Genomic DNA, 18,103 nt, shown 5'->3' with positions numbered 1-18,103 from the left:
CCCGACGCAGGCGCTGGCATACGGGGGGCTGGTGCGGGCCTTTGCTGCGCTCGGCCGGGTTCAGGGGGCTGCGCTGCTTTTGACGTAGTGGGAGCAGCCCACGGCGACGACTTCGCCGCTGGTTTCGCTGGCCAGCATGTCGGCGCTGTTGCGGATGGTGCGCAGGGCGCTGGCGAGCACCTCCAGGCGGTTGCTGGTCTCGGGCGTTTCCAGCCACAGCAGGGCCATGCGGGAGAGTGCCGAGATCTCGGCACAGCCTTGCTGCACCAGGCGGTCCACCTCGGTCACGACCTGGGTGAAATGCTCGGCGCTGGGTGGGGGGCTGGGTGTCATGGCTCGGCTCTCCATGCAAGGTTGAGAGAGGCCGTGGAAAGGCAAACGTTGCGCATGCTTCCGTGCTCCTAGTCGAGGCTTGAGACCACCGGGTTGCGTTTTCAAGCGCAGGCAGGTGGGCGGGATGTTGAAAACACGAGACTAGTCGTGCGGGCAGCCTTGCGGTGAGCCCCATCCCGCCCGAAATCGCACAGACGTGGACAAGCGCCCACGAATACAGGATTCAGACGTGACAAAGCCTCGCTGACGGGGAGGCTGCACCGCTAGTCTTGGAAAAGGTGTTTTCAAGCACCGGCCCCGTGACAGGGGGTTGGAGCGGATTGTGGCACAGAGCCTGTGGCCGGTTCGATGACAGCCCTGTGAAAGCCTGCCGCTTTTTCCGCGCGGACAGCGTTGTCCGCGTGTGACTATCGCCAATGGACCACAGCATCCGCGGGCACTTCTGGGCACAATGGAAATCAGAGTCTTGGTACATGCCCAGCAGCCCGGAAAAAGGCGGCGCGCATGTGCCTTCCCAGAGTTTCATCCAGGAGTCTCACGATGCGCCACGAATATGAAAACACCCTCAAGACCTTTGCTGCGGCGGGGGGCAAGAAGGGCAAGTTCTTCTCCCTGCCTGAGCTGGCAAGGCAATATCCACAGGTCCGGCGATTGCCCGTGTCGTTGCGCATCGTGCTGGAGTCCGTGCTGCGCAACTGCGATGGCAACAAGGTGACGCGCGAGCATGTGGAGCAGCTGGCGAACTGGAAGCCCCAGGCCGAGCGCGTGGACGAGATTCCCTTCGTGGTATCGCGCGTGGTGCTGCAGGATTTCACGGGCGTGCCGCTGCTGGCCGACCTGGCCGCCATGCGCAGCACGGCCGCCAGGCTGGGCAAGAAGCCCAAGTCCATCGAGCCGCTGGTGCCCGTGGACCTGGTGGTGGACCACTCCATCATGGTGGACTACTTCGGCACCAAGAAGGCGCTGGACCTGAACATGAAGCTGGAGTTCCAGCGCAACAAGGAGCGCTACCAGTTCATGAAGTGGGGCATGCAGGCCTTCGACACCTTCGGCGTGGTGCCGCCGGGCTTCGGCATCGTCCACCAGGTGAACCTGGAGTACCTGGCGCGCGGCGTGCACAAGACCAAGGACGGCGTGCATTACCCCGACACCCTGGTGGGCACGGACAGCCACACGACCATGATCAACGGCATCGGCGTGGTGGGCTGGGGCGTGGGCGGCATCGAGGCCGAGGCGGCCATGCTGGGCCAGCCCGTGTACTTCCTCACGCCCGATGTGGTGGGCTTCGAGCTGTCGGGCCAGCTGCGCGAGGGCGTGACGGCCACCGACCTGGTGCTGTCGGTGACCGAGATCCTGCGCCGCGAGAAGGTGGTGGGCAAGTTCGTGGAGTTCTTCGGCGAAGGCACGCGCACCCTGGCGCTGCCCGACCGCGCCACCATCGGCAACATGGCGCCCGAGTACGGCGCCACCATGGGCTTTTTCCCCGTCGATGAAAAGACCATCGACTACTTCAAGGGCACGGGCCGCAGCAAGGCCGAGATCGAGGCCTTCGAGGGCTATTTCCGCGCACAGGAACTGTTCGGCGTGCCGGCCGCCGGCGAGATCGACTACTCGCATGTGGTGCGCCTGGACCTGGGCACGGTGGCGCCCAGCCTGGCCGGACCCAAGCGCCCGCAGGACCGCATCGAGCTGGGCAATGTGTCGTCCAAGTTCGATGAGCTGTTCAGCGCCCCTGCGGCGCACAACGGGTTCAACCAGCCGATCGAACGGCTGGGCCGGAGCTTTCCCGTAGGCGGTGGCGGCGAGGGCGAGGTGGCTCCCGAGACGCCGGCCCATCCGCCCGGCGCGCAGCGCTCGCTGGCCGAGATGGAGGCCAACAAGCCCAAGCTGGAGGCCGCCCACAGCGAGGCGCCGGTCGATGCCCCCACGCCGCCCAAGCGCCTGAGCATCGCCAACGGCGACGTGCTGATTGCCGCCATCACCAGCTGCACCAACACCTCTAACCCCAGCGTGATGCTGGCCGCCGGCCTGCTGGCCAAGAAGGCGGTGAAGGCCGGGCTCACGGTGCAGCCGCACATCAAGACCTCTCTGGCGCCGGGCTCGCGCGTGGTGACCGAGTATTTGACCGAAGCCGGCCTGTTGCCCTACCTGGAAAAGCTGGGCTTTGCGCTGGCCGGCTACGGCTGCACCACCTGCATCGGCAACGCGGGCGACCTCACGCCGGAGCTCAACGAGGCCATCACCAGCAACGACCTGGTCTGCGCGGCCGTGCTGTCGGGCAACCGCAACTTCGAGGCGCGCATCCACCCCAACATCAAGGCCAACTTCCTGGCCAGCCCGCCCCTGGTCGTGGCCTATGCCATTGCCGGCACGGTGCGCCGGGACCTGATGACCGAGCCCGTGGGCCAGGGCAAGAACGGCCGTGACATCTACCTTGGCGACATCTGGCCGACCAGCGAAGAGATTCATGCGCTGATGAAGTACGCCATGAACGGCAAGGCCTTCCGCGAGAACTACGAGAAGGTGCGCTCCGAGCCCGGCAAGCTCTGGGAAAAGATCCACGGCGTGACGGGCGCCACCTATACCTGGCCCGAGAGCACCTACATTGCCGAGCCGCCGTTCTTCGACGGCTTCCGGCTTGAGCTGGAAGCGCCTGCCGCCGGTGCTGCCGGCGCCGAAGGCTCCAACCCCTACGTGGTGCACGGCGCGCGCGTGATGGCGCTGTTCGGCGACTCCATCACCACCGACCACATCTCGCCGGCCGGCTCCATCAAGGAAAGCTCGCCCGCAGGCCAGTGGCTGCTGGCCCACGGCGTGCAAAAGGCCGACTTCAACAGCTACGGGTCGCGGCGCGGCAACCATGAGGTGATGATGCGCGGCACCTTTGCCAACGTGCGCATCAAGAACCTGATGATTCCCGCGCAGGCCGATGGCTCGCGCGAGGAGGGCGGCCTGACGCTGTACCGCGACGGCACGGGACAGGTCACCAAGATGCCCATCTACGACGCGGCCATGAAGTACCAGGCCGAGGGCCGCGCCACCGTGATCTTCGCGGGCGAGGAATACGGCACGGGATCGAGCCGCGACTGGGCCGCCAAGGGCACGCAGCTGCTGGGCATCAAGGCCGTGGTGGCGCGCAGCTTCGAGCGCATCCACCGCTCCAACCTGGTGGGCATGGGCGTGCTGCCGCTGCAGTTCCTGGGCACGGACAGCTGGCAGACCCTGGGCCTGACGGGCGAGGAGTTCGTGGAAGTGATTCCCGCCGCCGACCTGGCACCGCAAAGCGAGGCCCAGCTGGTGATCACGCGTGCCGACGGCAGCAAGCAGACCGTGGTGGTCAAGCTGCGCATCGACACGCCCATCGAGGTGGACTACTACCGGCACGGCGGCATCCTGCCGTACGTTCTCAGGCAGCTTCTTGAATGAAGTTGGAAACCCCCTGAGCCGCTATGCGGCTTCCCCCTGCAAGGGGGACGACACCCTGGCAGCGGGGCGGCCCTTGCTCGGTGTCCCTCGCTTCTGGGCCACGCCAGTTTTGGACAGAGTGAACTGAGCAAGGGTGTGGCGTTTAGGGCTGCTGTCCCAGCCTGCCCACGCTGTCGCGCAGGTGGGCCAGCAGCGATTCGACAAGGGGCTGCACATGGCCCGGGTGCCACATGGCCTGCATCTGCGACTGCGGGTGCCGGCCCTGGATGGGCACGAAGGCCAGCCCCGGGAAGCCCACGCGCTGCAGGCAGGCCGGCACCAGGGACACGCCCTGACGCAGCGAAACCAGGGACAGCACGGACAGCCAGTGCCTCACCTCATGGTGCAGGTCGGGCGTGAAGCCTTCGCTCTGGCAGATCTGCCATATCTGCTGGTGGTAGTCGGGCGAGACCTGGCGCGAGAACAGCACCATGCGCTCGCCCGCCAGCTGGCGCACCTGCAGCTTGCGCAGTCCGGCCAGCGCGTGGCTGTCCGGCAGGCAGGCCATGAACGGCTCGCTCACCAGGGTGTGTGATTGCAGGCCTGGTGCGGGGCGCGTGGCGTGCAGCAGGCCCAGGTCCAGGCGTTCCTGCTGCAGGCCGGCGATCTGCTCTGCGCTGTTGAGCTCCAGCATGTCGATGCGCACCAGCGGGTGCCGGGCGCGAAAGCTCTCCAGCGCCTCGGGCAGCCCGCGGTAGATGGCCGAACCCACAAAGCCCAGCCGGATGCGGCCCTGCACGCCGTCGGCGATGGCGCGCATGTCCTGGCGCACGCGCTGGGCCTGTTCCATGATGTCCTGGGCCTGCACGCGCAGGTGCTTGCCGGCGGCCGTGAGCCGCACCTCCTTGCTGGTGCGCTCGAACAGCTGGGCGCCCAACTCCTCCTCCAGCTGGCGGATGGCCACGCTCAGCGGCGGCTGGGAGATGGACAGGCGCTGGGCTGCGCGGCTGAAGTGCAGCTCCTCGGCCAGCACAAGAAAGTACCTCAGTTGTCTCAGCTCCATGGCGTTCTATCCGGTTTGACTATTGATCAATACGTTATTGATATTTGACTCGAATAGAACTGTTTCCAAGAATGGGGGCATCCCCAAGACCCGGAGCCCATGCGCCCGGGCCCGGTTCCCGCACAGGAGACAGACCATGAACCCCGAACCGCAGGCGCTGGCCGCCATGCAGTCTTCCCCCGCCCAGGCTTTCCAGGCCGTGCCCGACCGCCACGGCAGCAACCTGTACACCACCGATTCGCAGTTGCAGCCCCTGCTGGCGCTGTACCTGCCGCCCGAGGTGAACGATCATCTGCAGCCCTATCTGGAGCGCATGGGCGCGCTGGCCGGCCGCGAGATCGATGAATGGGCGCTGACCGCCGACCGCAATCCGCCCGAGCTGGAGCACCGCGACCGCACGGGGCGCGATGCGCAGCGCATCGTCAAGCATCCGGCCTATGTGGAGATGGAGCGCATTGCCTACGGCGAGTTCGGCCTGGCCGTCATGTCGCACCGCACGGGCGTGCTGGGCTGGGATGGCAAGCTGCCGCCGCTGGCCAAGTACGCGCTGACCTATCTGTTCGTGCAGGCCGAGTTCGGCCTGTGCTGCCCGCTGTCCATGACGGACTCGCTGGCGCGCACGCTGCGCAAGTACGGCGAGCCGGCCCTGGTCGAAAAGTACTGGCCGCGCATGACGCAGCTGCGCTTCGAGGACCAGGCCCAGGGCGCCATGTTCATGACCGAGCAGGCGGCCGGCTCGGACATCTCCAACACCCAGACGCTGGCCCGCCCGGCCGCCGACGGCAGCTGGCGCCTGTCCGGCGACAAGTGGTTCTGCTCCAACCCCGATGCCGACTTCGCCATGGTGCTGGCGCGCGTGGAAGGCGCGCCCGCGGGCATGAAGGGCATCTCGCTGTTCCTGCTGCCGCGCCGGCTGGACGATGGCTCGGCCAACCACTACCGCATCGTGCGGCTCAAGCACAAGCTGGGCACGCGCTCCATGGCCAGCGGCGAGATCGTGCTCGACGGCGCCGTCGCCTACCTGGTGGGCGAGCAGGGCCGGGGCTTCGTGCAGATGGCCGACATGGTCAACAACTCGCGTCTGTCCAACGGCGTGCGCTCGGCCGGGCTGATGCGCCGTGCCGTGGCCGAGGCCGAGTACGTGGCGCGCGAGCGCCGCGCCTTCGGCAAGGCCCTGCAGGACATGCCGCTGATGCAGCGCCAGCTCGACAAGCTGCGCATCTACTCCGAGCAGGCCCGCACCATGGTGCTGCAGACGGCCCAGGCGCTGCAGCGTTCGGACGCAGGCGAAGACGGCGCCTACGCGCTGCTGCGCATCCTCACGCCCATGATCAAGTTCCGCGCCTGCCGCGACGCGCGCAAGGTCACGGGCGATGCCATGGAGGTGCGCGGCGGATGCGGCTACATCGAGGAATGGAGCGATCCGCGCCTGGTGCGCGACTCCCACCTGGGATCGATCTGGGAAGGCACCAGCAACATCGTGGCGCTGGACGTGATCCGCGCCATCAAGCGCGAAGGCTCGCTGCCCGTGCTGCGCGACCACGCGGCCCAGCTGCTGGCCCAGACCGAGGCGGCCACGGAATTCAAGGCCGCGCTGTCGGCCAGCATGGACAAGGCTGCGGCCCTGGCCCTGCGCGCGGCCGAGGAGGGCGGTGACCGCCTGGCGCGCGCCGCCGCCTCGGGCCTGTACCACTGCTTCACGGCCACGGCCATGGCCTGGGAGGCCTCGTGCACCGGCAGCGCCGAGCGCATGCGCTGGGCCCAGCTGGTGCTGCTGCACCGCGTGCTGCCGCGCGACCCGCTGGCGGCAGGCGACCTGCCCGAAGGCTGGACACGCTGAGCCCATCGACCGCACCGACCCAGAACACACATCCCGTCCACAGGGATGACCACACAAGTACCGGAGACAAACACCATGCCTTGCACTGACCCGAAGCCGTCCTTCCAGAAACGCCGATTCCTGTGCGCCTGTGCGCTCGCCGCCACCGCCGCGCTGCCGGCCGCCGCACTGGCTGAGCGCTTTCCCGAGCGGCCCATCAGCTTCGTCGTTCCCTTCCCGCCCGGCGGGCCCACGGACGCCATGGCACGCGTGCTGGCCACGGCGCTGACCGAGACGCTGGGCCAGAGCGTGATCGTGGAGAACAAGGCCGGTGCGGGCGGCAACATCGGCGCCGACTTCGTGGCCCGCGCCAGGCCCGACGGCTACACCATCATGTTCGGCACCTCGGGGCCGCTGGCCATCAACAAGCACCTGTACCGCAAGATCAACTACGACCCGCAGACCAGCTTCGCGCCCATCATCCGCGTGGGCCACCTGCCCAATGTGCTGGTGGTCAACCCGGCGACCAAGGCCACCACCGTGCAGGAGCTGATTGCCCAGGACAAGGCCAAGCCGGGCAGCCTGGACTATGCGTCCTCGGGCAACGGCGCCTCCTCGCACCTGGCGGGCGTGCTGTTCAACAAGATGGCCGGCACCTCGCTGCAGCACATCCCCTACAAGGGCACGGGCCCGGCGCTCAACGACCTGCTGGCGGGGCAGGTGAACATGACCTTCACCGACATCCTCACCGCCATGCCCTACATCAAGGCCGGCAAGTTCAAGGCCATTGGCGTGGCCACGGAAAAGCGCTCCCAGGCCATGCCCGATATTCCCACCATCGCCGAGCAGGGCCTGCCCGGCTACGACGTGAGCGTGTTCTTCGGCGTGGTGGCACCGGCCGGCACGCCGGCCGACCGCATCGAGACGCTGAACGCGGCCTTCCGCAAGGCCCTGGGCAGCGAGCGCATCCGCAAGACCTTTGCCGACCAGGGGCTGGAGCCGGCATCGGATCTGTCGCCAGCAGGGCTTTCGACCTTCATCGCGCAGGAAGTGACCAAGTGGAAGGCCGTGGTCGATGCCTCCGGCGCCAAACTGGATTGAATAGATGGAGAACACCCCCTGAGCGGCTACGCCGCTTCCCCCTCTCTCGCACGCGGGAGTGGGACGGCGCCTTCGCTGCGGGGCGGCCCTTGCTGGGCGCCCCAGTGGCTTGAAGCACGCCAGTCTTGCACCTTGTGCCAATGAAGAAAGAAACTTTATGAGCAGAGCCAATGGTGCCCTCCAGGGCATCCGTGTCCTCGACCTCTCCCGCATTCTTGGTGGCCCGCTGTGCGGCCAGATCCTGGGCGACCACGGTGCCGACGTGCTCAAGGTGGAGCCGCCGCAGGGCGACGATACGCGCGCCTGGGGGCCTCCGTTCCAGGACGGTGTGTCCTCCTACTACCGGGGCCTGAACCGCAACAAGCGGCTGCAGTTCCTGGACCTGTCCCAGCCCGAAGGCCAGCAGGCCGTGCTGGCGCTGATGGAGCAGGCCGACGTGGTGGTGGAGAACTTCAAGATCGGCACCATGGAGAAATGGGGCATTGGCTGGGAGCAGGTGCGCGAGCGCTTTCCGCGCCTCATCTGGTGCCGCGTCAGCGGCTTCGGCGCCGATGGTCCGCTGGGTGCCTGGCCCGGCTATGACGCGGCCATCCAGGCCATGACGGGGCTGATGAGCGTCAACGGCGAGGCCGGCGGCGATCCGCTGCGCGTGGGCCTGCCCGTGGTGGACATGGTCACGGGCATGAACGGCGTCATCGGCGTGCTGCTGGCGCTGCAGGAGCGCCAGCGCAGCGGCCTGGGCCAGCTGGTCGATGTCTCGCTGTACGACAGCGGCATCTCGCTGCTGCACCCGCATGCGGGCAACTGGTTCATGAGCGGCAGGACGCCAGGGCGCTCGGGCAACGCCCATCCCAACATCTATCCCTACGACAGCTTTGCCACGGGCACCACGCCGGTCTTCCTGGCAGTGGGCAACGACCGCCAGTTCCGCCTGCTGTGCGAGCATCTGGGATGCCCGCAACTGGTGGCCGACGAGCGCTTTGCCACGGCCGGCCAGCGCTCGCACCACCGTGATGCGCTCAAGCCGCTGCTGGAGCAGGCCCTGCAGTCCTGCGACGGCCCCGCGCTGGCCGATGCGCTGATGGCCATCGGCGTGCCCGCCGCACCCGTACTGGGCGTGGACGCGGCGCTCAACCACCCGCATACCCTGCACCGCGAGATGGTGGTGGAGATGGAGGGCGGCTACCGGGGCCTGGGCGCGCCCGTCAAGCTCAGCCGCACGCCGGCCAGCTACCGGCATGCGCCGCTGGCCGAGGGCGACAGTTTCGAGTGATTTGCGTGGTGCGCTCAGGGGACGATGGGGCGCAGTTGCGCGTCCGCCATGCCCACCAGCAGCGCGCGCCCGTCGGGCTCCACGCGGAACTCGCCGTAGCGGGCCTGCTCCCAGCGCTGGCCATCGCCTTCGCGGAAGTACCAGGCATCGGTCACCAGCGTCCACCGGCCGCCGCGCGGGGTGAGTTCAAAGCGCTGCTCGCCGGGCGCCAGCGGCTCGCTGGCCGTGCCGGTGCGCAGCCACTGCACCACGCCCTGCTCATCGAGCTTGCCGATGGCGTAGAGGCGTCCGCTGCGCAGGTTCTCTTTCTCCACGTCCCTGTCCTCGGAAGGCAGGCGGAAGTTCAGGCGCATGTAGTCGCCCTGCATCAGGGAGCGCGGGTCCACCGGCGCCAGTTCCACGAACACCTTGCGGCCCTGGGCGATGGTGCGCTCCTTCTGCGCAATGCCGATATTGGCCACCGCCAGCGTGCAGGCCGCCGTCAGCACCACCAGCCACGGCGCCCAGCGCTGCAGGGGCACGGCGCCCGATGCGGCGGCGGTCTCCGCGCTGCCTGGCAGGGCTGCGGCGCGCGGCCCTGCCCAGGCCAGCAGGCCCAGCAAGGCGCCGCAGCCGGCCAGCACCATGGCCTTCGTCGCCAATGGCCAGGCCAGCTGGTAGTAGAAGCTGCCCACGATCCAGGCCGCAGCCAGGGCGGCCGCTGCGGCCTGCCGCCAGCGGCCGCTGGTGCCGGTCACCGCCAGCGCCAGCAGGCAGGCGCCCAGCCAGGGCAGGAAGGCACTCAGCACGGCCAGCACCACGGCAGCCACGGCGGCGCGCGGCTGCCGCAGCGTGGGCCATGCGCGCTGGGCGAACCAGGTGGCTGCCAGGGCCAGCACGGCCGAGCCGGCCTGCGTCAGAACGCCCATGGAGGTGTTCGGGGCGGCTTCCTGCGCCACCTCGCCCGCCAGGCCGCCGCCCAGCACGCCAGCCACCATGAAGCTCCTGCCGGACAGAAAGGCCAGGCCAGCCAGCACCGCCAGCAGCCAGCCCGTGGCAAAGGGCTCCAGCGCCGCCGCCATGCGGGTCTGTGCCGCAGACTGCCCCAGCGCGCGCCACTGGCCTGCCAGCAGCAGCATCCAGAGCAGCAGCGCCGCATGCACGATGACCCAGGTCGGCAGGCCTGCGTACAGGGTGGATGGATCGTTGTCCGGCCAGAGCATGGTGCAAAACAGCAGCGCGCAGGCGGCGCCCAGCAGCACGCGCAGCCAGGGCCTTGGAATGGCGGCCGTGCAGGCCAGCGCAATGGCCAGGCCTATCGCGCCCGCAGCCTGCCCCGACAGGTCGCGCGCCAGGCCAAAGCCCAGCAGGCTGGCGCCGGTCAGCATGGCAGGCAGGGCCAGCTGCTCCAGGAAGACGGGCAGCTCCTCGGCGCGCAGCACGGCCACCGCTGCGGCCAGCATCATGGCGCCGATCACATAGGTGCCGGCGCCGCGCTCTATCCAGTCGGACAGGGCAAACGCAAACAGAATCAGCAAGGGAAGAAGGGCCAGCCAGGCGCCCAGCGCCGTGAGCAGCACCACCGCCCAATGGCGGTCGTTGGCGGCAGGGCGGCGGTCCTGCAAGGCGGCAGGCGGCAGGATGCCCTGGTCCACGGCCTGGCGCAGCAGGGTGTCGTGCTCGTGGCTCATTGAAGGCCTCCTTCCGCGTTGCGTGACATTCGAAGCACCAGGCTGACCGTGGCCGCCAGCAGGCACGCAGCGCCCAGGCCGACGAGTAGCAGCATGCCCGTGAAGTCCGCCCCCAGTTTCTCCAGCAGCAGGTAGACCAGGCCGCACACCAGCAGCACGTTCAGGCCCAGCGCCGCACCGCTGAGCAGGAAGATGTCGAAATGCCTGCGCAGGCCCGCCAGCGCCGCCGCGCCTGCCAGCAGCACCAGCCCCAGCGGGTACTGCGGCGCCACCGTGCTGTGGAACAGCCCGCTGATGGCGGTGGAGGTGATCATCGCCAGCGCCAGCGCGCCCGCGCCGCGCAAGGCCCACAGCCCCGCGCCCGTGAAGCGCCGCAGGGCCGGTGCCATGACTGCGGTGACGGCAAGGGCGGCGCCCAGGGCCACGGCATGCACGCCCAGGTCGCGCGACTCCACCTCCCAGAACTGCGGCGTATGGGCCTGCGCCCACAGCGCGATGCCCGTCATGGCAACCACCACCCAGGGCACCCAGACGCCATCGCTGCGCGCCGCCAGGGCCAGCGGCAGGGTCAGCGCTGCCCACAGCGCAAACAGCTGCCAGGGGTCCGCTCCCGTCTGGTAGGTCTGCCCGAAAAAGGCGAACAGCGCACCCGTGCCCAGCAGCGCCAGCACGGACAGCGGCACGCGCGCCGCCGCGCGCCATGCCGCGCCAAGACACATCACGAGCACGAAGCCCTGCAGCAGGGCAAAGCGCTGCATGCGGCCCATGCTCTCCCAATTGGCGGCAATCCACAGCACGATGCCCAGCCCGCCCAGCGCCGCGCCCAGCAAGGCCACCACGGGCCACAGGCGGGTTCTGAGGGCGGCCGGTTCATGCCCGAATCCCGCCAGTGCAAACAGCTGCACGGCGGCCTTGCGGTCCAGGCCATGCTGGCGGACAAGCTCATGCAATAAGGGGCGCAGGTTCATGGTGTGGATGTTCCTTGGCTTGAAGATGCGGATGCCCGACTTTGCCAGAACCTGTCCGGGATGGATTGCAACGCGGCAGCCCGGTGCCGGTGCAACCTGCTATCTTCCTCCCACTCTCCGGAACACTGCCGCCATGCATCCTGCGCCTGCCCCTTTTTGCCGACCTCGCATGTACCCCGCCAAGCCGCTGGCATGCCCTCTGAACGCAACGGCGTTGCTGGCGCCATGAAGCGCGGCGCAGACCTCGAGGATTCCGACGACCCGGTCGAATGGACGCCGGTCACACGCCCTGCCGCCATCGCGCTGACGGCTTTCGGCGCCTGGATCATCTGGGGCCACTTCTTCAGCGAGGACCGCTGGCTGATGCTGCTGGACAACGCCAACCTCGCGCTGCACGAGGCCGGGCACCCGCTGGTGGCCCTGTTCTCGCAGCATCTCTCGGTCTACGGCGGCACGCTGTTCCAGTTGCTGTTCCCCGTCCTGTTCATGCGCCATTTCCGCAGGCAGGGCCAGCGCACGGGCTGGATCGCCTCGCTGATGTGGCTGGGCGAGAACCTGATGAACGTGGCCCGCTACATGAAGGACGCGCGCGCCCAGGTCCTGCCGCTGGTGGGCGGCGGCGACCATGACTGGACGGAGATCTTCAGCCGCTGGGGCGTGCTCCAGGCCGATGTGCGCATCGGCACGCTGACGTCGCTGCTGGGGCTGTGCCTGGTGGCGTGGGGGTTGCGGCTGGCGGTACCGCGTCTTCGTGCTCCCCAGGCCTGAAGCTCCATCTGATACGGTCGAATTCACCGCATCTGCTGCTACCCGCGGAGCAGGGCGCTGGGCATAGTCCAGGCAGTCCCCGGCAATTCATGACAAGCCCGCATCACGGGCGCACCGGCCGGGGCGAAGGCCCCGCATGTCAGAACGACCGAAACCGCTCCCCGATGAAACCGCCGCAGCCCCCCGGCCGCGGCCCGCGCCGCGCAAGGTGATTCCCATCGCCGACGCCAGCGCGGATTCCCCGCTGTTCGAGTCACGCCGCAAGATCCAGCCGCGCTCCATCTCGGGGCGCTTCGCCAACTGGCGCTGGGCCATGGTCTGGCTCACGCAGCTGTTCTTCTACGGCATACCCTGGCTGCAGATCCACGGCCGGCAGGCCCTGCTGTTCGACCTGGAGCAGCGGCGCTTCTACATCTTCGGCTGGCTGCTGTATCCGCAGGATTTCATCTACCTGGCCGTGCTGCTCATCGTCTCGGCGCTGGCGCTGTTCCTGTTCACCACGGTGGCGGGGAGGCTGTGGTGCGGATTTTCCTGCCCGCAGACGGTCTACACCGAGCTGTTCATGTGGGTGGAGCGCCGGCTGGAAGGCGACCGCAGCGCACGCCTGCGCCTGGATGCCAGCGGCTGGGGTCCGGAGAAGATCGCGCGGCGTGGCGGCAAGCATGCGCTGTGGCTGCTGATTGCGCTGTGGACGGGGCTGACCTTCGTGGGCTACTTCGTGCCCATCCGCAGCCTGCTGCCCGAGGTGCTGGCGCTGACCGGCGCGTGGCAGATCTTCTGGGTGCTGTTCTATGCGCTGGCCACCTACGGCAACGCGGGCTTCCTGCGCGAGCAGGTCTGCAAGCACATGTGCCCCTATGCGCGCTTCCAGAGCGCCATGTTCGACAAGGACACCCTGGTCGTCACCTACGACACCGCACGCGGCGAATCGCGCGGCCCGCGCCACAAGGGCGTGGACTACCGGGCCCAGGGCCTGGGCGACTGCATCGACTGCACGCTGTGCGTGCAGGTCTGCCCGGTGGGCATAGACATACGCGACGGCCTGCAGTACGAGTGCATCGGCTGCGGCCTGTGCATCGACGCCTGCAACAGCGTCATGGACCGCATGCACTACCCGCGCGGGCTGATCCGCCTGTCCACGCAGAACGGCGTGGCCCGGGGCTGGCGCCAGAGCGAGCTGGTGCGCCGCATCTTCCGCCCGCGCGTGCTCATCTACGGCACGGCGCTGGTGGCCATCTCCACGGCCATGGTGGCCAGCCTGGCGCTGCGCACGCCGCTGAAGGTGGACGTGGTGCGCGACCGGGGCACGCTGTCGCGCATCGTGGCCGGCGGCCAGATCGAGAACATCTACCGCGTGCAGATCGGCAATGCCACGGAGCAGGACCAGCGCTATGTGCTGTCGGCCTCGGGCATCGAAGGCCTGCGCGTGGCTTCGGAGACCGAGGTGGACGTGGGCGCGGCCCAGGACCGCTGGGTCGTGGTGCGGCTGCAGGCGCCCTATGGCGCGGCCGGCCCTGGCTCGCACGGCGTGGAGATCACGGCCACGGCGGTGGGTGATCCGGCGCTTACCAAGCAGGCGCACAGCACGTTCCTGGTGCCGCGCTGAGGGGCCGGTTGGGTGGATTGATTCAGGAGTACAGCGCAGTTGTTGTGCACGATGCCTGGTCCGCTGCAGCGCGGGCTGGCATCGGTTTTGAGGCCCCGGAAGTTTGTTCCGGGGCCTTTTTTTATCGTGTCTTCCCGACAAGGCGGACAAGCGGGCTGGCAGTCAGGCCAAGGAGAAACGACAGGGGCTTGAATGAGGCAGGCACGAGGCAGCACTTCAAATTCGCAGGCTCTACCCTGTGGTGATATGTATGAAGGTGAAATACATGCCCGTAACGGGTATAGTTGGGAGGCTGGCATGGCGCGCGTTCTCAAACGCAAGGACTTTTCCCGATGGCAGGCGAGCGAGAAACTGCCCGATACCGCGCTGTGCAAGGCGGTCAGGGAGATGGAAAGAGGGCTGATCGACGCGGACCTGGGGGGCTTTCTCTACAAGAAGCGGGTGGCGCGTCCAGGCGCGGGCAAGAGTGGGGGTTATCGAACGCTGTTGTCGGCACGAATCGGCAACCGATACATCTTCCTGCATGGTTTCACCAAGAACGACAAGACGAACATCACACAGGAAGAACAGAGGGCTTTGAGGTTTGCAGGCAAGCTGTTTCTGGACCTGTCCACCCAGGCCTTGTCGGCGGCCTTGCAGTCAGGCGTTTTGTTGGAGGTGCATTGTGAGCAAGATCATTGAATCCCTGCGCGGCGATCTGGCTGCGCTGTACGAAGCGGGCGCCATCGACAAGGTGACGATGCGCGAGTTCGACGCGATCTGTCCTCCCCCGGTGCGGGAGTTCGAGGCGGCCGACATCAAACAGCTGCGCGAGACTTTGAAGTTCAGCCAACCGGTGTTTGCGCTGCATTTGCACACCACGGCTTCCACGGTGCGCAAATGGGAGCAGGGCGAAACCCGTCCCGCCGGACCGGCGCTCAAGCTGCTCAACGTCATCGCCGACAAAGGCCTTCAGGCCATCCTCTAAGCCGGGGCGACACAAGGGTGGTATGCGGGCGACTCCCGGGCGACACGATCTGGTGTAAATGCTCATAGGGAAATCCGCAGACCCCGCTATGGTGGGCGGCTGTTTTCCGGCCCGCGTATGAACAAGAAACCTGCCTCCCCCGACAACGTCTTTTCCGAGTCCAGCGCCTCCGCATCGCTGGCCGCCTCCACCACCACAACCAGCACCACTGGCAGCAGCCCGGCAGCGGCCACGCCCACGCCCTTTCGCTCCGCCCTGATCCGCTCCGGCACCATCCGTGCCACCACGCGCAGCTTCCTGCATGCCCTGGGCCAGGACGACGAAGACATGGAGCGACCGCACATCGGCGTGTTCCACACGGGCGGGGAGATGAGCCCCTGCAACCTCAACCTGCGCGACCAGGCCCAGCATGCCAAGACCGGCATCTATGCCGGGGGCGGTACGCCGCATGAATGCCCGGTGGTGTCGGTCAGCGACGGGCTGACCATGGCGCATTCGGGCATGCGGTTTTCGCTGGTCTCGCGCGAGCTGATCGCCGACAGCGTGGAGGCTTCGGTGCGCGGCCACCAGTGGGATGGCATCTTCGCCATCGGCGCCTGCGACAAGAACCTGCCGGGGCTGATGATGGGCATGGTGCGCTGCAATGTGCCCAGCGTCTTCGTGCATGGCGGCTCGGCCCTGCCGGGGCAGGCGCCCGGCGTGCACGGGCGCGACCTGAACGTGGTCGATACCTACGAGACCATCGGCCAGGTGCTGGCCGGCACCGCCACGGCGCAGGACCTGGAGGCCATGAGCCGCGCCTGCCTGCCCACGGCCGGCGCCTGCGCTGGCCAGTTCACGGCCAACACCATGGGCATGGTGAGCGAGGCGCTGGGCCTGGCGCCCATCGGCTCCAGCATGGTGCCCGCCGTGTTCAGCGAGCGCGCACCGCTGATGCGCCGCGCCGCGCGCCAGCTCATGCAGGCCGTGTGGGCCAGCGCCGAAGGCGGCGGCCCGCTGCCGCGCGACATCATCACGCGCCGGGCGCTGGAGAATGCCTGCGCCGTGGTCAGCGCCACGGGCGGATCGACCAATGCCGCCCTGCACCTGCCGGCCATCGCGCACGAGGCCGGCATCCGCTTCCACCTGGACGACGTGGCCGAGATCTTCGCGCGCACGCCGCTGATCGCCGACCTGCGCCCCGGCGGGCGCTTCCTGGCGCGCGACGTGTACTACATCGGCGGTGCCGGCGTGATCCTGCGCACGCTGATGGAGCAGGGCTTTGTCCACGGCGATGCGCTCACCTTCACGGGCCGCACCCTGGCCGAAGAACTGGCCGATGCCGCGCCGCCCGATGGCGAGGTGGTGCGCACGCCCGGCAACCCCATCACGCGCGACGGTGGCCTGACCGTGCTCAAGGGCAACCTCTGCCCCGATGGCGCGTTGCTGAAGACGGCCGGCCTCAAGACCCTGGTGCACCGGGGCCCCGCGCGCGTCTTCGAGTCCGAGGAACAGGCCCAGGCCGCCGTGCAGGCCATGCAGTACGCGGCCGGCGATGTCATCGTCATCCGCAACGAAGGCCCGCGCGGCAGCCCCGGCATGCGCGAGATGCTGGGCATCACGGCGCTGCTCTATGGCCAGGGCATGGGCGACAAGGTGGCCCTGCTGACCGATGGGCGCTTCTCTGGTGCCACGCGCGGCCTGTGCATCGGCTACGCAGGCCCCGAGGCCGCCGACAACGGCCCCATTGCCGCACTGCGCGACGGCGACCTCATCGCCATCGACGCCCGCGCCGATGCGCGCAGCATCACGGTGGAAATCGGCGAGGCCGAACTGGCCACACGTCTGGAACAATCAGCCGCCGCGCGCCGCCAGATGCCGCCGCTGGGCGGCGTGCTGGAAAAATACGCGCTCACCGTGCGCCCGGCCCACCAGGGAGCGGTCACTCATTCGGGCCAGGTGGTCTGGCTGCGCGACGACAGTTGAAGCCGCCGGGCTGGCACGCATTTCCCCCGCTGTTCCCCCACTGTTTTTTTCAGAGTTTCAATTTCAACCGGAGACATACGCATGAACATCGACCGCCGCCAATGGCTGGGCACCGCTGGAGCGGGTGCGCTGCTGGCCAGCCTGGGCCAGCAGGCCTGGGCGCAGGCCCAGGGCCCCATCGAGACCCTGAACATCATCACCGGCTTCGCGGCCGGAGGCACCTCGGACGCCATCTGCCGCCGCGTGGGCACCAAGCTGTCGGGCTATGCCAAGACCGCCGTGGTGGAAAACCGCACGGGCGCGGGCGGGCAGATCGCCATCAGCTACGTCAAGGGCCGGCCCGCAGACGGCGCCACCTTGCTGCAGACGCCCACGTCCATGCTGTCCATCTACCCGCACATCTACAAGAAGCTGCCCTATGACCCGGTGGCCGACCTGGCGCCAGTCACCGTGGGCTGCATCTTCGACTTCGGCTTCGCCGTCGGCCCCGCCGTGCCCGCCAGCGTGACCACCGTGCCCGAATTCTTCGCCTGGGCCAAGGCCAACCCCGCAGGCGCCAACTTCGGCTCGCCTGCGCCCGGCTCCACGCCGCACTTCATCGGCGCCCTGCTGGGCCAGCATGCAGGCGTGGACTTCAAGCACGCCGGCTACCGCGGCACCCAGCCGGCGCTGCTGGACATGCTGGGCGGCAACGTCTCCGCCGTCTGCGGCCCCGTGGGCGACATGCTGCAGCACCTGGCCGGCGGCAAGATGCGCATCCTGGGCGTCAGCGGCGCCAAGCGCAGCCGCTTCGCCCCCCAGGTCCCCACGCTGGTGGAGCAGGGCTACAAGGACATGGCGCACAGCGAATGGTTCGCCTTCTTCGTGCCCGCCAAGACCCCCGCCGAGACCGTGCAGCGCCTGAACGGCCACATGCGCAAGGCCCTGGCCACGCCCGACGTGGTGGACAGCCTGGCCACCTTCGGCCTGGACGCCCAATCCTCCACCCCCGCCGAACTGGCCGCGCTGCTGCAGTCCGAACTCGCCAAATGGGGCCCCATCGTCAAGCGCGTGGGATTCACAGCAGAGGGCTGATCAAAACCAGCGGGCCGAGCGAAGCGAAGGCCCGAGCCAACTCCCCGTATGTCAGCGCCTGCGGCGTGGCGGTTGCGGGGTTGCAAGCCTG

At 68.3% G+C, this 18,103-nt stretch carries 14 protein-coding genes; 10 read left to right on the top strand and 4 right to left on the bottom strand.

The features are described from left to right. Positions 1 to 60 precede the first annotated feature (60 nt). Entirely contained in the window at positions 61 to 333 is a 273-nt protein-coding gene (locus DTS01S_RS28440; protein ID WP_017407013.1) for a hypothetical protein, read from the bottom strand. 540 nt (positions 334 to 873) lie between these two features. On the opposite strand from DTS01S_RS28440, the gene DTS01S_RS28435 reads away from it, so the two are divergent. Next, on the top strand, positions 874 to 3,759 hold the full coding sequence (locus DTS01S_RS28435) for an aconitate hydratase (protein ID WP_017407014.1): 2,886 nt from the start codon (positions 874 to 876) through the stop codon (positions 3,757 to 3,759). 142 nt (positions 3,760 to 3,901) lie between these two features. On the opposite strand, the gene DTS01S_RS28430 is transcribed toward DTS01S_RS28435, so the two are convergent. Then, positions 3,902 to 4,801 (bottom strand): LysR family transcriptional regulator, encoded by a 900-nt coding sequence (locus DTS01S_RS28430; RefSeq protein ID WP_026062798.1) that lies wholly within the window; start codon positions 4,799 to 4,801, stop codon positions 3,902 to 3,904. A 136-nt stretch (positions 4,802 to 4,937) separates the two neighbouring features. Here DTS01S_RS28430 and DTS01S_RS28425 point away from each other — a divergent pair, with 136 nt between their 5' ends. From DTS01S_RS28425 to DTS01S_RS28415, 3 genes are all read left to right on the top strand, one after another. Further along, positions 4,938 to 6,641: an acyl-CoA dehydrogenase family protein gene (locus tag DTS01S_RS28425; RefSeq protein ID WP_017407016.1), complete on the top strand. Its 1,704-nt coding sequence runs from the start codon at positions 4,938 to 4,940 to the stop codon at positions 6,639 to 6,641. A gap of 75 nt (positions 6,642 to 6,716) precedes the next feature. Continuing rightward, a complete protein-coding gene (locus DTS01S_RS28420) occupies positions 6,717 to 7,721 on the top strand; it encodes a Bug family tripartite tricarboxylate transporter substrate binding protein (protein WP_016450211.1) in 1,005 nt (334 codons plus the stop codon). A gap of 157 nt (positions 7,722 to 7,878) precedes the next feature. Further along, on the top strand, positions 7,879 to 8,994 hold the full coding sequence (locus tag DTS01S_RS28415) for a CaiB/BaiF CoA transferase family protein (protein WP_017407017.1): 1,116 nt from the start codon (positions 7,879 to 7,881) through the stop codon (positions 8,992 to 8,994). 14 nt (positions 8,995 to 9,008) lie between these two features. On the opposite strand, the gene DTS01S_RS28410 is transcribed toward DTS01S_RS28415, so the two are convergent. Then, on the bottom strand, positions 9,009 to 10,664 hold the full coding sequence (locus tag DTS01S_RS28410; RefSeq protein WP_061289954.1) for a GDYXXLXY domain-containing protein: 1,656 nt from the start codon (positions 10,662 to 10,664) through the stop codon (positions 9,009 to 9,011). Then, positions 10,661 to 11,632 (bottom strand): DUF2157 domain-containing protein, encoded by a 972-nt coding sequence (locus tag DTS01S_RS28405; RefSeq protein WP_016450214.1) that lies wholly within the window; start codon positions 11,630 to 11,632, stop codon positions 10,661 to 10,663. Before DTS01S_RS28405 ends, DTS01S_RS28410 begins: the two co-directional genes overlap by 4 nt. Positions 11,633 to 11,824: 192 nt before the next feature. On the opposite strand from DTS01S_RS28405, the gene DTS01S_RS28400 reads away from it, so the two are divergent. The 6 genes from DTS01S_RS28400 (at position 11,825) to DTS01S_RS28375 (ending at position 18,012) form a co-directional block, all read left to right on the top strand. Continuing rightward, entirely contained in the window at positions 11,825 to 12,400 is a 576-nt protein-coding gene (locus DTS01S_RS28400; RefSeq protein WP_061289951.1) for a hypothetical protein, read from the top strand. A gap of 136 nt (positions 12,401 to 12,536) precedes the next feature. Continuing rightward, positions 12,537 to 14,006, top strand: a complete 1,470-nt coding sequence (gene ccoG / locus DTS01S_RS28395) for a cytochrome c oxidase accessory protein CcoG (RefSeq protein ID WP_047218598.1) — start codon at positions 12,537 to 12,539, stop codon at positions 14,004 to 14,006. A gap of 297 nt (positions 14,007 to 14,303) precedes the next feature. Continuing rightward, a complete protein-coding gene (locus DTS01S_RS28390) occupies positions 14,304 to 14,687 on the top strand; it encodes a type II toxin-antitoxin system RelE/ParE family toxin (protein ID WP_017407021.1) in 384 nt (127 codons plus the stop codon). Next, a complete protein-coding gene (locus DTS01S_RS28385; RefSeq protein WP_016450218.1) occupies positions 14,671 to 14,973 on the top strand; it encodes a helix-turn-helix domain-containing protein in 303 nt (100 codons plus the stop codon). Before DTS01S_RS28390 ends, DTS01S_RS28385 begins: the two co-directional genes overlap by 17 nt. 117 nt (positions 14,974 to 15,090) lie before the next feature. Beyond that, positions 15,091 to 16,938 carry a dihydroxy-acid dehydratase gene (ilvD, locus tag DTS01S_RS28380; protein ID WP_017407022.1) on the top strand — a complete coding sequence of 616 codons (1,848 nt, stop codon included), beginning with the start codon at positions 15,091 to 15,093 and terminating at the stop codon, positions 16,936 to 16,938. An 81-nt stretch (positions 16,939 to 17,019) separates the two neighbouring features. Continuing rightward, positions 17,020 to 18,012, top strand: a complete 993-nt coding sequence (locus tag DTS01S_RS28375) for a Bug family tripartite tricarboxylate transporter substrate binding protein (RefSeq protein ID WP_012204371.1) — start codon at positions 17,020 to 17,022, stop codon at positions 18,010 to 18,012. Positions 18,013 to 18,103: the final 91 nt, after the last annotated feature.

Origin of the sequence: Delftia tsuruhatensis NBRC 16741, assembly GCF_001571325.1 — a bacterium.
In the GTDB taxonomy this organism is placed as follows: Bacteria; Pseudomonadota; Gammaproteobacteria; order Burkholderiales; family Burkholderiaceae_C; genus Comamonas; species Comamonas tsuruhatensis.
This window is presented reverse-complemented; position numbering and strand designations above follow the sequence as displayed.

Coding starts and splice junctions, on each gene's coding strand:
- DTS01S_RS28430 (WP_026062798.1), bottom strand. CDS start 4,801: ATGGAGCTGAGACAACTGAGGTACTTTCTTGTGCTGGCCGAGGAGCTG.
- DTS01S_RS28390 (WP_017407021.1), top strand. CDS start 14,304: ATGGCGCGCGTTCTCAAACGCAAGGACTTTTCCCGATGGCAGGCGAGC.
- DTS01S_RS28425 (WP_017407016.1), top strand. CDS start 4,938: ATGAACCCCGAACCGCAGGCGCTGGCCGCCATGCAGTCTTCCCCCGCC.
- DTS01S_RS28420 (WP_016450211.1), top strand. CDS start 6,717: ATGCCTTGCACTGACCCGAAGCCGTCCTTCCAGAAACGCCGATTCCTG.
- DTS01S_RS28375 (WP_012204371.1), top strand. CDS start 17,020: ATGAACATCGACCGCCGCCAATGGCTGGGCACCGCTGGAGCGGGTGCG.
- DTS01S_RS28400 (WP_061289951.1), top strand. CDS start 11,825: ATGCCCTCTGAACGCAACGGCGTTGCTGGCGCCATGAAGCGCGGCGCA.
- DTS01S_RS28410 (WP_061289954.1), bottom strand. CDS start 10,664: ATGAGCCACGAGCACGACACCCTGCTGCGCCAGGCCGTGGACCAGGGC.
- DTS01S_RS28405 (WP_016450214.1), bottom strand. CDS start 11,632: ATGAACCTGCGCCCCTTATTGCATGAGCTTGTCCGCCAGCATGGCCTG.
- DTS01S_RS28435 (WP_017407014.1), top strand. CDS start 874: ATGCGCCACGAATATGAAAACACCCTCAAGACCTTTGCTGCGGCGGGG.
- ccoG (WP_047218598.1), top strand. CDS start 12,537: ATGTCAGAACGACCGAAACCGCTCCCCGATGAAACCGCCGCAGCCCCC.
- DTS01S_RS28415 (WP_017407017.1), top strand. CDS start 7,879: ATGAGCAGAGCCAATGGTGCCCTCCAGGGCATCCGTGTCCTCGACCTC.
- ilvD (WP_017407022.1), top strand. CDS start 15,091: ATGAACAAGAAACCTGCCTCCCCCGACAACGTCTTTTCCGAGTCCAGC.
- DTS01S_RS28440 (WP_017407013.1), bottom strand. CDS start 333: ATGACACCCAGCCCCCCACCCAGCGCCGAGCATTTCACCCAGGTCGTG.